At 55.1% G+C, this 14,288-nt stretch carries 13 protein-coding genes; 11 read left to right on the top strand and 2 right to left on the bottom strand.

The window, feature by feature from the left end:
* Nucleotides 1–98 precede the first annotated feature (98 nt).
* Nucleotides 99–1,205, bottom strand: a complete 1,107-nt coding sequence (dnaN, locus tag ACJJH9_RS20005) for a DNA polymerase III subunit beta (RefSeq protein ID WP_252083962.1) — start codon at nt 1,203–1,205, stop codon at nt 99–101.
* Between the two features lie 32 nt (nt 1,206–1,237).
* Nucleotides 1,238–2,944 (bottom strand): chromosomal replication initiator protein DnaA, encoded by a 1,707-nt coding sequence (gene dnaA, locus ACJJH9_RS20010; RefSeq protein ID WP_444923801.1) that lies wholly within the window; start codon nt 2,942–2,944, stop codon nt 1,238–1,240.
* Nucleotides 2,945–3,451: 507 nt separating this feature from the next.
* Here dnaA and rpmH point away from each other — a divergent pair.
* The 11 genes from rpmH to atpB all read left to right on the top strand — a co-directional run bounded on the left by rpmH (nt 3,452) and on the right by atpB (nt 14,241).
* Nucleotides 3,452–3,586, top strand: coding sequence for a 50S ribosomal protein L34 (gene rpmH / locus ACJJH9_RS20015; RefSeq protein WP_020413885.1), 135 nt, complete (start codon nt 3,452–3,454; stop codon nt 3,584–3,586).
* Between the two features lie 27 nt (nt 3,587–3,613).
* A complete protein-coding gene (gene rnpA / locus ACJJH9_RS20020) occupies nt 3,614–4,000 on the top strand; it encodes a ribonuclease P protein component (RefSeq protein WP_020413886.1) in 387 nt (128 codons plus the stop codon).
* Nucleotides 3,997–4,230 (top strand): membrane protein insertion efficiency factor YidD, encoded by a 234-nt coding sequence (gene yidD, locus ACJJH9_RS20025; protein ID WP_083922742.1) that lies wholly within the window; start codon nt 3,997–3,999, stop codon nt 4,228–4,230. The genes rnpA and yidD overlap by 4 nt, the downstream gene beginning before the upstream one ends.
* Before the next feature lie 8 nt (nt 4,231–4,238).
* On the top strand, nt 4,239–5,906 hold the full coding sequence (gene yidC, locus ACJJH9_RS20030; protein WP_444923802.1) for a membrane protein insertase YidC: 1,668 nt from the start codon (nt 4,239–4,241) through the stop codon (nt 5,904–5,906).
* Nucleotides 5,907–5,981: 75 nt separating this feature from the next.
* Nucleotides 5,982–7,358, top strand: a complete 1,377-nt coding sequence (gene mnmE, locus ACJJH9_RS20035; RefSeq protein ID WP_444923803.1) for a tRNA uridine-5-carboxymethylaminomethyl(34) synthesis GTPase MnmE — start codon at nt 5,982–5,984, stop codon at nt 7,356–7,358.
* Nucleotides 7,359–8,250: 892 nt separating this feature from the next.
* Nucleotides 8,251–10,140 carry a tRNA uridine-5-carboxymethylaminomethyl(34) synthesis enzyme MnmG gene (mnmG, locus tag ACJJH9_RS20040; RefSeq protein ID WP_444923804.1) on the top strand — a complete coding sequence of 630 codons (1,890 nt, stop codon included), beginning with the start codon at nt 8,251–8,253 and terminating at the stop codon, nt 10,138–10,140.
* 85 nt (nt 10,141–10,225) lie between these two features.
* Nucleotides 10,226–10,855, top strand: coding sequence for a 16S rRNA (guanine(527)-N(7))-methyltransferase RsmG (gene rsmG, locus ACJJH9_RS20045; RefSeq protein ID WP_444923805.1), 630 nt, complete (start codon nt 10,226–10,228; stop codon nt 10,853–10,855).
* A 126-nt stretch (nt 10,856–10,981) separates the two neighbouring features.
* Entirely contained in the window at nt 10,982–11,791 is an 810-nt protein-coding gene (locus tag ACJJH9_RS20050; protein WP_444887615.1) for a ParA family protein, read from the top strand.
* A 12-nt stretch (nt 11,792–11,803) separates the two neighbouring features.
* Nucleotides 11,804–12,700: a ParB/RepB/Spo0J family partition protein gene (locus ACJJH9_RS20055; protein WP_444923806.1), complete on the top strand. Its 897-nt coding sequence runs from the start codon at nt 11,804–11,806 to the stop codon at nt 12,698–12,700.
* 201 nt (nt 12,701–12,901) lie between these two features.
* Nucleotides 12,902–13,264 carry an ATP synthase subunit I gene (locus ACJJH9_RS20060; RefSeq protein WP_252083953.1) on the top strand — a complete coding sequence of 121 codons (363 nt, stop codon included), beginning with the start codon at nt 12,902–12,904 and terminating at the stop codon, nt 13,262–13,264.
* 50 nt (nt 13,265–13,314) lie between these two features.
* On the top strand, nt 13,315–14,241 hold the full coding sequence (atpB, locus tag ACJJH9_RS20065) for a F0F1 ATP synthase subunit A (protein ID WP_252083952.1): 927 nt from the start codon (nt 13,315–13,317) through the stop codon (nt 14,239–14,241).
* Nucleotides 14,242–14,288: the final 47 nt, after the last annotated feature.

Raw genomic sequence — 14,288 nt, forward strand, 5'->3', positions numbered from 1 at the left:
GTTTCAGCGGCAATATTCAGAAAAAATAAAGGGACCGCCTGTTGATAATACAGTGCGGTCCCTTCTCGATTGTGAGCCAAATGCTTACTAACCAGGGCTTACAGACGCATCGGCATAATCACGTAGAGGGCATCTCCGTCCTCAGGTTGCTGCAGTAAAGCACTGCTGTTGGCATCCGCCAGACTGATGCGAATCTGGTCGCTGTGAATAGCACCAGTAACATCAAGCAAATAAGAAACGTTAAAGCCTATTTCCATGGGCTCCCCCACGTAATCCACCATCATCTGCTCTTCAGCCTCCTCCTGCTCGGGGTTATTGGCCACAATCTGCAGCAAACCCTCGGAGACCTGCAAACGTACCCCACGATATTTTTCATTGGAAAGAATCGCTGCTCGGGAGAAAGCCTGACGCAGGCCCTGGCGATCGGCATAGACCACATTGCCGGCACCACGTGGCAGAACGCGCTCATAATCCGGGAACTTGCCATCCACCAGCTTGGAGGTAAAGGTGAACTGGCCACTCATCACACGGATATGATTGTTGCCCAGTACTACCTGCGCCTGCACGTCGCTATCTTCCAACAGGCGGCCCAATTCCAACACGCCCTTGCGCGGTACAATCGCCTGAATGGGTGCCGATACATTCAAGCCCGGAGCATCCCGGTCGCACAAAGCCAGGCGGTGACCGTCAGTGGCGACAGCGCGCAGCTGCTGTGGGCGGCACTCCAGCAGTAGGCCATTCAAGTAATAGCGCACGTCCTGCTGGGCCATGGCAAAGCTGGTTGCCTCGATCAGACGGCGAATCTCGCGCTGAGAAATATCGAATCGAGTCTGGGCACTGGCTTCCTCCTGATTGGGGAAGTCCGCTGCGGGTAAAGTGGATAACTGAAAACGGCTGCGGCCACTGCGCAATACCAGGCGCTCGCCATCGCGCTCAAATTTTAATTCAGCGCCATCCGGTAATGAGCGACAGATATCCAGCAGCTTGCGTGCTGGAACAGTTACTTCACCTTCCATTTCCACGCCATCCACCGGCAAGCGGCCGACAATTTCCACTTCGAGATCTGTACCAGTCAGGGACAACTCCTGACCTTGTAATTGCATCAATACATTGGCCAGGACCGGCAGGGTCTGGCGTTTCTCAACGACACCGGCTACCAGTTGTAGGGGCTTCAGCAGGGCGTCCCGGCTCACATTGAATTTCATCGGTAGTTTCGCCTTGTTTGTCAGTTATTCGATTAAGTGGTCAACGACCGTGTCAGTAACTTTACGTCCTCGCGGATATCCGCATCAGACTCCTGCAATTCGCGAATTTTGCGGCAGGCATGCAAGACCGTAGTGTGGTCACGCCCGCCAAAGGCATCGCCAATCTCCGGCAAACTGTGATTGGTCAACTCTTTAGCCAGAGACATAGCCACCTGACGCGGACGCGCGACAGAGCGGCTGCGGCGCTTGGACAACAGGTCGGCCACCTTGATCTTGTAGTATTCGGCCACCACACGTTGAATATTGTCCACACTCACCAAACGATCCTGCAAGGCGAGTAGATCCTTGAGGGCCTCGCGCACCAATACATCGTCAATGGCACGGCCGGTAAATTGGGAGTTGGCTATCACACGGCGCAGGGCGCCTTCTAGCTCGCGTACATTGGAGCGGATACGCTGCGCGATAAAGAAAGCGGAATCGTGGGGTAACTCTACACCGAACTGCTCCGCTTTCTTCATTAATATGGCTACCCGCGTCTCCAGTTCAGGCGGTTCCACAGCCACAGTCAGGCCCCAACCAAAGCGGGACTTGAGGCGCTCTTCAAGGCCGTCGATCTCCTTGGGATAGCGGTCGCAGGTGAGGATAATCTGTTGGCCACCCTCGAGAAGCGCATTAAAGGTATGGAAAAACTCCTCCTGAGAGCGCTCCTTACCAGCAAAGAACTGAATATCGTCAATCAGCAGCGCATCCACAGAGCGGTAATAGCGCTTGAAATCGCTGATGGCGTTGAGCTGTAGAGCCTTCACCATATCCGCGACAAAACGTTCAGAGTGCAGGTAGACCACTTTGGCATTGGGATTGCGCTCTAACAACGCATTGCCCACCGCATGCATAAGGTGTGTTTTACCCAGGCCCACACCACCATAAATAAAGAGCGGGTTATAGGCGCCACCAGGGTTGTCGGAGATTTGCTGCGCAGCAGCCAAGCCCAATTGGTTGGACTTGCCTTCAACAAAAGATTTAAAAGTGAAGTTTCGATTGAGGGAGCTGCCGTGCTTAATGGCACCCTCAACCTCAACCTGCCGCGCGGGTTGTTCCGGGATAGAACGCACCATGTCGTTCATTACCGCAGGACGAATATCGGATACCGCCTGCTCCCCCTTGCTGACCTGTCTGGAGTTGGTCTCCTCTTCCAGTATTGAATGAGGATTTACACCAGGGCCACCACCAAAGCCGCCACCATTCAGCGGCTGATTGGAAACAGGAGCCTGTGGCTCCGCATGGCTCATAAACCCCTGAGAGACAGAGGGAGAAACCACACCAGGAGTTGTGGAAAAATCCACCGAACCCGATGAAACAGAAGGTGCTGGGGAAGTTGTGGGTGCTATCGGCGGCGGCATAGCACTGGCAACCGGAGCCGTAGGGGGCACGGGAGCCGGTACAGGTGCCGCTTCCATTGCTGCGCGACTACGCTGAAAACGCGCGGGGCGACGAGCAGTGATCTCCAGCCCTACTTGAAGTGGCTGTCCAGGAGAAAACTGGTGGACCAGCTCGCGGATACGATGAAGGAATTTACCGCCAACCCAGTCCAGTACAAAGCGATTTGGTGCAACCAGTCGCAACTCGCCCTCTGCACACGCGGGATTGACGCGCAGCGGTCTGATCCAGGTATTGAACTGCTGAGATGGCAGCTCATCCTGCAAACAGCTCGCGCACTGCTTCCAAACGGATTCAGTCAAGAAACCCCCCAAAACCCCAAAATGGTAAGACCACGGAGACAACGGCATGAAAGGACTGGAGTGCCCTAGCCATCAAATAAGATCGGCGCAGTATACCTTTCCATCGACGGGTTATCCACAAGAAAGCGTGGCGCTGTTGAAAAAATTGCGCAAAAATGTCCATGCAATCAGGTATTTGCGTAACAATTAGACAATTGAAGCCTACACCTGTGGAACTTTATCCACAGTCGCCTGTGTATATCTTGGGGTCAATCGGTGGGCATCACGAAATACATCAGGTAGCTCAAGGGCTTGTCTAGTAGCCGTTATTTGGCATCAGTGATTTAGTGGTAAACAAGCCGAATATCTCCCGTCTGTGCGTTGCTTTCACTGTTGCCTTTCTATACAATCCGCGGCCTTCGCAGCGCGTAGCTCCGTCTGCCCCGGCTCTGTGCCGGACCGGAGCCCAGGCCGCGGCCGGGGATGGTCCCGAGAAATCTTGAACACAAAGTCTCAGGTAGCAAGACTATGAAACGCACATTTCAACCCAGCAACTTGAAGCGCAAACGCACTCACGGTTTCCGCGCTCGTATGGCAACCAAAAACGGCCGTAAAATCCTGGCCCGCCGCCGCGCAAAAGGCCGCAAAGTACTGTCTGCATAATATCTCTTCTTTTTAGAGATTCTCCCTATGCAGCAGGTGCGCAGCAGCTTTGGATTTGCCAAGACTCTGCGCCTGCTTAATGCGGCGCAGTATCGCAAGGTTTTCAATGAAAACGTTGTGCGCGCCGCGCATCCCCACCTCCTGATCCTCGCATGCCCCAGTGATTCTGAGCATCCGCGCCTCGGCTTGGTAATTGCCAAGAAGCATGTGCGCAACGCCTCCGACCGCAATCGAATCAAGCGAATTACCCGAGAAACCTTCCGCTTGCAGCAACACCAGTTGCCGCCGTTGGATGCTGTAGTATTGGCTCGCCCGGGGGTTGCAGATCTGGATAAGGCCGCACTGGCGAAGACACTAAACAAGCTCTGGCGCAAGCTGGCCAAGCGCGCGCAACAGCCACAATCGAAGTCATGAAGTGGCTACTGATCAAGCTGATACACGTCTACCGCTATCTGGCCAGCCCATGGGTAGGTAACCAGTGCCGCTTTTACCCAACCTGCTCGCGATACTCCGAAGAGGCGATTGAAACTCACGGAGCCTTAAAGGGGGGTTATTTAACTGCGCGCCGCCTTATAAAATGCCACCCCTGGCACCCTGGTGGACTGGACCCGGTTCCCCCCACCAAACACAAGAACACGCTCTAGGTATTAAGATGGATTGGCAACGCTATACGCTGCTAGGTGGAATTCTCGCGGTTCTCCTCGCACTTATCTTCCAGTGGAATGCATTTCAAGAGCAGCACACTCCTGAACTCGACCGCGAAACCATAGTTCACGACGATATACAGAGCGGCAGCCAAATCCCGGCGCAGACCAGCGAAAACGGCAATAGCGATGTACCCCAACTGGAGTCCCAAGCGCCAGCAGAGACAGGCACCGATAGCGGCCAACGCACGCTCATCAATGTCACCACCGACGTCTTTGATCTGCTCATTGATCCTCGTGGCGGTGATATCGTAAAAGTGGCCCTGCGACAGTTCCAGGAAAAGCTGGATACGCCTGACCAGCCCTTAATCCTGTTAAACCAGACTCGCTATCACACCTATATCGCCCAGAGTGGTCTGATCGGTAACAACGGCACCGATAGCGCCGCTGGCCGCCCCCTGTTTAAGGTTGAAAAGACCAACTACGCCATGGTGGAAGGGCAGGATCAACTGATTGTGGACCTGACCCTGCAGCAAGAAGGTGCAAATATCACCAAACGCTACACCTTCAAGCGTGGGGACTACCTCGTTCAAGTGGCCTACCTGGTAGATAACACCAGCGCCAAGCCCTGGTCCGCCGCCATGTTTGGCCAGATCAAGCGCGATGCCAGTGAACCGGTGACTGATACCGGTTTTGGTATGTCACCCTTCCTCGGTGCCGCTCTTCACACCAACGAAGAAAATTACTTCAAGCAGGATTTTGAGGAAATCGCCGAGAAACCCACCCGCACCACAGTCGAAGGCGGTTGGGTAGCCATGGTGCAGCACTATTTCCTTAGCGCCTGGATTCCCCCACAGGATGAACGCAACACTTTTGAGCTGCGCGAATTGTCCAACGGACTCTTCCGTATGGGCTTCACCGCCCAGCCGGTACAAATCCCCGCCGCGACTCAGGGCGAGCTGAGCGCTTCCTTCTATGCCGGCCCCAAGGATGTCTACCGCCTGGAGGAGATCTCACCCTACCTAGACCTGACCGTGGATTACGGCTGGCTGTGGTGGATTGCCAAGCCGCTGTTCCGCGTACTGCACTTTATCCAGGAGCATATTGTCAGTAACTGGGGCTGGGCGATTATTCTGCTCACCGTATTTATTAAAACGCTGCTACTGCCACTGTCCGCCGCTGGCACCAAGTCTATGGCACGCATGCGCAAGTTTGCTCCACAGATGAAAAAACTGCAGGAGCAGTACAAGGACAACCGACAGAAGCTGGCGGAAGAGACCATGAAGCTCTACCGCCGTGAGAAGATCAATCCCATGGGGGGCTGCCTGCCGATCCTACTGCAGATGCCGGTGTTTATCGCCCTCTACTGGATGCTCACCGAAACCGTAGAGCTGCGCCACGCGCCCTGGATCTTCTGGATTCACGACCTGTCGGCAAAGGACCCTTATTTCATCCTGCCAGTACTGATGGGCCTGTCCATGTGGTTTATGCAGAAGCTAAACCCGGCCCCCACCGACCCGACCCAGGCCCGTATCATGCAGCTGATGCCGGTGATGATGACGGTGTTCTTCCTGTGGTTCCCGGCTGGCCTGGTCCTGTACTGGATCGCCAACAACCTGATCACCATCGGTCAAACCTGGTATATCAACAAGCAGGTGGATGCCGGAAAATACTGATCAAGTATCCACAGATCACAAACAACAAGGGCCGCAACTGCGGCCCTTTTCCGTTATGTCGAGTACACTCAGCCGATGACACAACAAAGCCTTAATCGTGACACCATCGCCGCCGTCGCCACCGCACCAGGGCGCGGTGGTATCGGTGTAATCCGCCTCTCTGGCCCCAAAGCCCTGTCCATTGCCCAGCAAATCTGCGGGGATAAACCGCTCAAAGCGCGCTATGCCCATTACCGAAATTTTTTCCACAGTGAGCAACTGATCGACCAGGGACTCGCCCTATTCTTCCCAGGCCCCAACTCATTTACCGGAGAAGATGTGGTGGAACTGCAGGGCCACGGTGGCCCGGTGATTCTCGATCAACTGCTGAAGGCAACGATCGAACTGGGAGCCCGCCAGGCACGTCCCGGGGAGTTTTCTGAACGCGCCTTCCTCAACGACAAAATGGATCTCACCCAAGCCGAAGCGATCGCCGATCTGATTGATGCCGGTAGTGCCCAAGCGGCGCGCAACGCCATGCGTTCACTACAGGGCGCTTTTTCCGACAAAATTGAAGACCTTGTGGAAAGCCTTACCCACCTGCGTATCTATGTGGAAGCCGCCATCGATTTTCCCGAAGAGGAGATCGACTTTCTCGCCGATGGCAAGGTGGCTGCGGATATCCAGGCCCTACTGGCACAAATGGCTGGTGTAGAAGCTCAGGCGCGCCAGGGCGCCATTATGCGCGAGGGTATGCGGGTGGCCATTGCCGGGCGCCCCAATGCCGGCAAGTCGAGTCTGCTCAATGCCCTCGCGGGTCGCAATACCGCCATCGTCACCGATATCGCCGGCACCACCCGCGATATCTTGCGGGAAGATATCCACATTGACGGCATGCCCCTGCAGTTCGCCGATACCGCCGGCCTGCGGGATGCGCCAGATAAAGTAGAGCAAATAGGCATCGAGCGCGCCTGGGAGGAGATTCACCAGGCGGATCGCGTGCTCCTGGTAATGGATGCAGAGCAACTTCACTCACTGGACCCGGCAGAGGCCTGGCCGGAATTTACCAACCAGCTTCAGGACTTAGACAAGCTCACACTGGTACTGAATAAAATTGATCTCAGCGATTACAGTGCCGGCCTCCAAGCTCACACTGAAGGAGTGCCGGTTATAGCCATCAGCGCCAAGACCGGTGCGGGCCTCGAAGCACTGAAGGAGCATTTGAAACAGTCTATCGGCTTCAGTGGTGCTGCCGAAGGCACTTTTAGTGCGCGTAGACGCCATTTAGAGGCTCTTGAGCGCGCCCGTGCCTTTATTGAGCAAGGTTCCCAGCAGCTCCACAGTCATGGTGCCGGTGAGTTACTCGCGGAAGACTTACGCCAAGCCCAGCAGGCGTTGGGTGAAATCACCGGTGCAATGAGTGCGGACGAGCTGCTCGGGAAAATTTTCGGCAGCTTTTGTATCGGAAAATAAGAAGGTGTGGGGTTCCACGCACTTATCCAATTGGGGGCGCTAGTAAATAGCGTCCTCTTCTCTTCCCTATAGTACCTCCCTACTCTCCATCTTCTTATTCTCCTTCTGGCACAAGTTCCACACCTCTTGCTCACAGGAAGAGCCCAGATCTATCCTAGGTTGTTAAAAAAGTTCTATTTAATCCCCAGCTTTCCCGCATATTTTCCACGAAATAGGTGAGAAATAAGCTTGAGATGGCTGTTTAAATAGCTCTTAAGGGAAAGAAATTATACATGTCCACGGGGATTTCCCGTGGATAAGCTTATTGGCAGTTATCTCACCATTAACCCACATCTATTCAATGGGTATATGCACAGATTTATACATTGCGTTCGACTACTCACAGGTATCCCCCAGAAAGTCTGGGTAAAGCACCACAGACACTAGTCAAAAAAAACTGACTGTGGGCAAAAGAGGGGATAAGCACCTGCAAAATAGAATAATCGTATGATGATAACTTCCTAATAAGAGCAGATAGGGCAAAGTTGTCCCAAGTTTTCACAGCCTCATACCCCGGTTACCCCTGTGTCCACCAAGGGTTTGTCGGCAGGGTTTTCATCTTTATAACCTATTGTTTTTAAAGGTTTTTTTGTGCTTATACCGAGTTGCGACAGGTCTAATAAAAACAACAAATATAAAAAAATACTCTTTAAGATATACATATATTCATTAGTAAGAGTATTTAAGAAAGCAAGACAGAGTTTTGAAATTCATCCGATCAGAAGTTGATATTCAGGAAGGAGAGAGAAAGACAAAGGCAGAGCTTTCCTAAACGGCTTGAATAAAGCCAATTGCTGAGGACACTTACTGACTATAAAATGTGCGCCCCAAGTTGTAACCAGTAGCAGCCATTATGGAATTCCCTAAGACCTATGATGTGATCGTGATCGGCGGAGGCCATGCAGGTACCGAAGCCTCACTGGCAGCGGCACGTATGGGAGCTTCCACTCTGCTACTGACCCACAATATCGAGACCCTCGGGCAAATGTCCTGCAACCCGGCTATTGGCGGTATTGGCAAGAGTCATCTCGTGAAGGAGGTCGATGCCCTCGGTGGCGCTATGGCAACGGCAACAGACCTGGGCGGAATTCAGTTCCGGGTCCTCAATGCCCGCAAAGGTCCCGCAGTAAGGGCAACTCGTGCCCAGGCCGATAGAGCCCTATATCGCGCCGCGATCCGTTCGATCCTGGAAGCACAGGAAAACCTGGAGATCTTCCAACAAGCGGCAGATGACCTGATTGTCGAAGGTGAACGCGTTGTGGGCGTTGTCACCAACGCAGGAGTACGCTTTCGCGCCAAGACAGTGGTACTGACCGCCGGGACTTTCCTCGGTGGGCGTATCCACATCGGCTTGGATAACCACGCCGGCGGCCGCGCCGGAGATCCACCCTCGATAGCCTTGGCGGATCGTCTGCGCGAACTGCCTTTCCGTGTCGACCGCCTCAAAACCGGCACCCCTCCTCGAATTGATGCCCGCTCAGTAGATTTCAGTGAGTTGGAGGAGCAGTGGGGAGACAGTCCCACACCGGTGATGTCTTACTTGGGCAGCCGCGATCAGCACCCGCGCCAGGTCTGCTGCTGGATTACCCACACCAATGCCCACACTCATGAAATTATCCAAGGGGGGCTCGATCGCTCGCCCATGTATTCCGGTGTGATTGAGGGGATTGGCCCGCGCTATTGCCCCTCCATTGAGGACAAGGTGCACCGCTTTGCGGACAAAGACAGCCACCAGGTGTTTATCGAGCCGGAGGGGCTGACTACCAACGAGCTGTACCCCAATGGTATTTCCACCAGTCTGCCCTTCGATGTGCAGATTGAGCTGGTGCACTCCATCAAGGGCTTTGAAAAGGCGCATATCACCCGCCCGGGCTATGCGATTGAGTACGATTTCTTCGATCCGCGGGATCTACTGCCCTCCCTGCAGACCAAATTTATCCAGGGGCTCTATTTTGCCGGCCAGATCAATGGCACCACCGGCTACGAAGAAGCGGCCGCCCAGGGACTCCTGGCTGGCGCCAACGCCGCCCTACAGGCGCAGGAGCTTGAAGCCTGGTCCCCGCGTCGGGATGAAGCCTACCTGGGCGTGCTTGTGGATGATTTGATCACCAGTGGCACCAAAGAGCCCTACCGCATGTTTACCAGCCGTGCGGAATATCGCTTGCTGCTCCGTGAGGACAATGCTGACCTGCGCCTGACCGAAAAAGGTCGCGAATTGGGCCTGGTCGACGATACTCGCTGGGCAGCGTTCAGTGAAAAGCGCGAGGCGATCGCTCAGGAAACCCAGCGACTGCAAGATACCTGGGTGCACCCAAAGACGCCCCAGGCCGCCTCTGTAGAAACCAAATTGCCGCAGCCATTGGCGCGGGAATACAGCCTGATGGACCTGCTGCGCCGTCCGGAACTGGGCTATCAGGATGTGGCGGGCCTCAAAGGGGAAGCGGTAACCGACGAGCAGGTTGCCGAACAGGTGGAAATCTCGGCCAAATACGCCGGCTATATCGATCGCCAGCGCGAGGAAATTGAGCGCTTGCAGGCCTACGAAGATACCCCTATCCCGGCGGACTTCGACTACAGCGATATTTCCGGTCTGTCCAATGAGGTCAAGCAAAAACTGGGAGAGACCCGCCCGGATACCCTGGCGCGGGCCTCGCGGATACCGGGCGTGACGCCCGCATCCATATCCCTGCTGCTGATCCAGTTGAAAAAGCGCGGGCTGCTGAAGCGCAAAAAAGCGGTATAAATCGGTTTTCCACAGGGTATCCCGCGAGGCCCTGCGGGGTTTGAGTTTCGCGGGACTACTGGGGGATAGACCCATTTCTCACTCAATGGAACAGTTTCGTCCGCGCCTGTTAGAGGCTGCGGCACAGATGTCGGTGGCACTCAGTGACCGACAGCAGGATCAGCTACTGGAATACTTAGCGCTTTTTGCCCGCTGGAACAGTGCCTACAACCTGTCCGCCATACGCGACCCGGAGCAGATGCTGGAGCGCCATATTATCGACAGCCTCAGTGTGGTAAATCTCTGTGGCGAAGGCTCTTTGATCGATGTGGGTAGCGGTGGCGGCCTGCCAGGGATTCCTCTGGCAATTGTGCATCCGGAGCGCGCCATCACCCTGCTCGACAGCAATGGCAAGAAGACCCGCTTCCTGTTCCAAGTGGCCAGCACCCTGCCCCTGCCCAATATCACGGTAGTCAATGAGCGGGTAGAAGCCTTTGTGCCAGAACAGCCTTTTGCCGGTGTGGTGTCCCGCGCCTTCGCTTCCATCGAGGATATGGTCAATGGCAGTGAGCACATGTTGGCACCTAAGGGGCGTTTTTATGCCATGAAGGGCAAGCTGCCTGAGGATGAGTTGAGCGCTCTGCCAAAAGGCATTAAGGTCGAGCAGGTGCACCGTTTGTCGGTGCCCGGCTGCGACGGTGAGCGACATATGATTCAGCTCTGTCGCACAGAATAAGATGATAGTTTGGTGGGCCTGTCGCCCGCCCAATCCTGCTCCCCTTTCGTGGGACACAATAGCCGCCGCCCGAAGCCGAGCCGGCGTCGGGGCAAACGCACCCGGAAACAACAAAGGACAAGAATCTTGAGCAAGATATTTGCTGTGGCCAACCAGAAAGGCGGGGTTGGTAAGACCACTACCTGCGTCAACCTGGCCGCATCTTTGGTTGCCAACAAGCGGCGCGTATTGCTGATCGACCTGGACCCCCAGGGCAATGCCACCATGGGCAGTGGTGTGGATAAAAGTGACCTGGAGGTGTCCGGTTACGATGTGCTGGCCGCTGAATTACCCGTTGAGCAGGCCATTGTATCCACAGAGAGCGGTTTTGATTTGATCCCTGGCAACGGTGACCTGTCTGCGGCAGAGGTGGAGTTGCTGAATCTGGAGGGGCGCGAATCTCGTCTGAGCCGCGCTCTGGCAACGGTGAGCAATCGTTACGATTACGTGATTATCGACTGCCCGCCGTCGCTAAATATGCTGACGGTAAACGCCCTCTGTGCGGCTCACGGCGTGTTGATTCCCATGCAGTGCGAATATTATGCCCTGGAGGGACTGTCAGCCTTGGTGGATACGATCACCCAGATCCAGCAGACCGCTAATCCGGACCTGAAAATCGAAGGCATCTTGCGTACCATGTACGATCCGCGCAACAGTCTTACCAGCGAAGTATCGGCGCAGTTGCAGGAGTATTTTGGCGATAGCCTGTATCGAACTTGTATTCCGCGCAATGTGCGCTTGGCGGAAGCGCCCAGTTTTGGCAAACCAGCGTTGGATTACGATCGCCACTCCAAGGGCGCTATCGCCTACCTGGCATTGGCTTGTGAAATCAATCGCCGCCATCCCGCCAATCAATCTACTAAAAAGAAAAACCGCCCTATGGCGGAAGCGGTATAAGGGGTAATAACTATGGCCGCCAAACGCAAAGGACTGGGCCGGGGTTTATCCCACCTGATCAGCAGTAAAAACAGCACCGCGATCGCCGAGGCTACCGGTGAAGCTGAAACCGCCGTGGTCGACGGTGAGTTGAAAGAATTGCCGATCGAGTTTTTGCAGCGCGGTCGCTACCAGCCGCGCCGGGATTTTCCACAGGAGTCCCTGCAGGAACTGGCGGACTCGATTCGCGCCCAGGGTATTATGCAGCCGATCGTCGTACGTGGTATCGGCGAGCAAAGCTACGAGATTATTGCCGGTGAGCGGCGTTGGCGTGCCGCCCAGCTGGCGGGATTGGAGAAAGTGCCGGCGCTGGTGCGCAGCGTTACCGATGAAGCGGCCATCGCCATGGCATTGATCGAGAATATCCAGCGTGAAGATCTGAATCCGGTCGAAGAGGCTGTGGCCCTTAAGCGACTGCAGGATGAATTCAAGCTGACTCAGCAGGAAGTGGCCGATGCGGTGGGTAAATCCCGAACTGCCGTGACCAACTTACTGCGCTTATTGAGCCTCAGTGAAGAGGTGCGCACTTTCCTTGAGCGCGGTGACCTGGAGCTGGGCCACGCCAAGGCCTTGCTCGGTCTCTCCGGTGCCACCCAGCGTTCCGCCGCACGTCAGGTTGTCGAGCGCAGCCTCACCGTGCGCCAGACGGAAGCGCTGGTGCGTCGCCTGCAACAGCCGGCCACGCCGAAGCAGGAAAAGCCCAAGCCCGACCCCAATATCCGCCGCCTTACCGAGCGCCTGGCGGAAAAGGTCGGAGTGCCGGTCTCTATCGATCACAACGAAAAGGGCAATGGTCGCCTGGTGCTGAAATTTACCACTCTGGAAGAGCTGGACGGAATCCTTGCCCACCTCGGTTACGCCGAGGATTAAAGCCGTGGCGAAATGCGCGTCCTAGTGGCGCGCGCAATAACTGTTGGCAATTACTCACTGCGCCGAGTAATTCCGCGCAAAACCTCCCGAAAATCAAATAAGTTGGCGACATTTGCCGGTTGAATCGGCGATGCTGTTGCAGCATAATTCGCACGCCCAAATTTTGGGCGGACAGCGCACAGAAGTCGGCTTATCCCGTCTATGAGAAAACCCCCGGTATTACGAATTGCCGCGGTACAGCTTCTGCTGATATCGGTGGCCAGTGCGGTACTGCACTTGAGTGGCAAACCGGTGACGGCGCTTTCCGTATTTATCGGCGGTGCCCTATGTGCACTGCCCGGAGCATATTTCGGCAGGCGCGCCTTTCGCGATAGCGGTGCGCGCGCGGCCCATCGCGTGGTAGGCAATTTCTACCGCGCGGAAACCGGCAAATTTATATTGACCATGGCGGGTTTTGCGGCAGTTTTTGCCACCGTCAAGCCGCTGAATGCGGCAGCGCTTTTTATCAGCTACGTCCTCTGTGTGATCGTGCAGTGGATTATGGTGGCGCGCATGGTCCGCTAGCCGGTGGATAAGAAAAAAAGAATTCTTACTTTTACGATTGTTGAGGAACTATGGCGGGCGAAGCTCTAACTGCGACGGGGTATATCCAACACCACCTGCAAAATATGACTTACGGCAAGCTGCCGGCCGGGTACACCCGCGCCGATGGTTCTGTGCTTAGTGAGTCCACCTGGACTATGGCGCATTCCTCTCAGGAAGCCGCGGATATGGGCTTTTGGGCCCTACATGTGGATACCCTGGGTTGGTCTATCGGCCTCGGTCTGATTTTCTGTTTCCTGTTTGCCCGCGCTGCCAAAAAGGCCAGTGTGGACAAGCCCACCGGTTTCCAGAGTTTTGTGGAGCTGGTCACCGAGTTTATCGACAAGCTGGTTAAGGAAACCTTCCCCCACCGCAACACCATGGTTGCCCCGATGGCGTTGACCATTTTTGTGTGGGTGTTCCTGATGAACCTGATGGACCTGGTGCCGGTGGACTGGCTACCGATGGCTGCCGCCAAGATTTCCGGTAACGATCACCTCTTCTTTAAAGTGGTTCCGACTACCGACCCGAACGCCACTCTGGGTATGGCCCTGGCGGTGTTTGCGCTGATGATTTTCTTCAGTATTCGCGAAAAAGGGGCCATCGGTTTCCTGAAAGAGCTGACTCTGCACCCTTTCCATACCGGCAAGCTGTTCTTTGACATCCTGCTGATCCCGGTGAACTTCCTGCTGGAGGCAGTATCCCTGATCGCCAAGCCGATCTCCCTGGGCCTGCGTCTGTTCGGAAACCTCTACGCCGGTGAAATGATCTTTATCCTGATCGCGATTGTCTTTGGCGTTGGCGTTCTCGGCTTTATTGGTGCGGGTCTCCTGCACATGGGCTGGGCGATCTTCCACGTACTGGTAATCGTGCTGCAGGCGTTCGTATTTATGGTATTGAGCACCGTGTACATGGCGATGGCACACCATCGCGACGATGAGCACGAGCACGATCAATAAGTTTTTAACCCTTTTTTCGACCTTTACAACAACTCTTTAACTTTGAT

Source organism: Microbulbifer mixtoriginis (SeqCode), assembly GCF_052466715.1.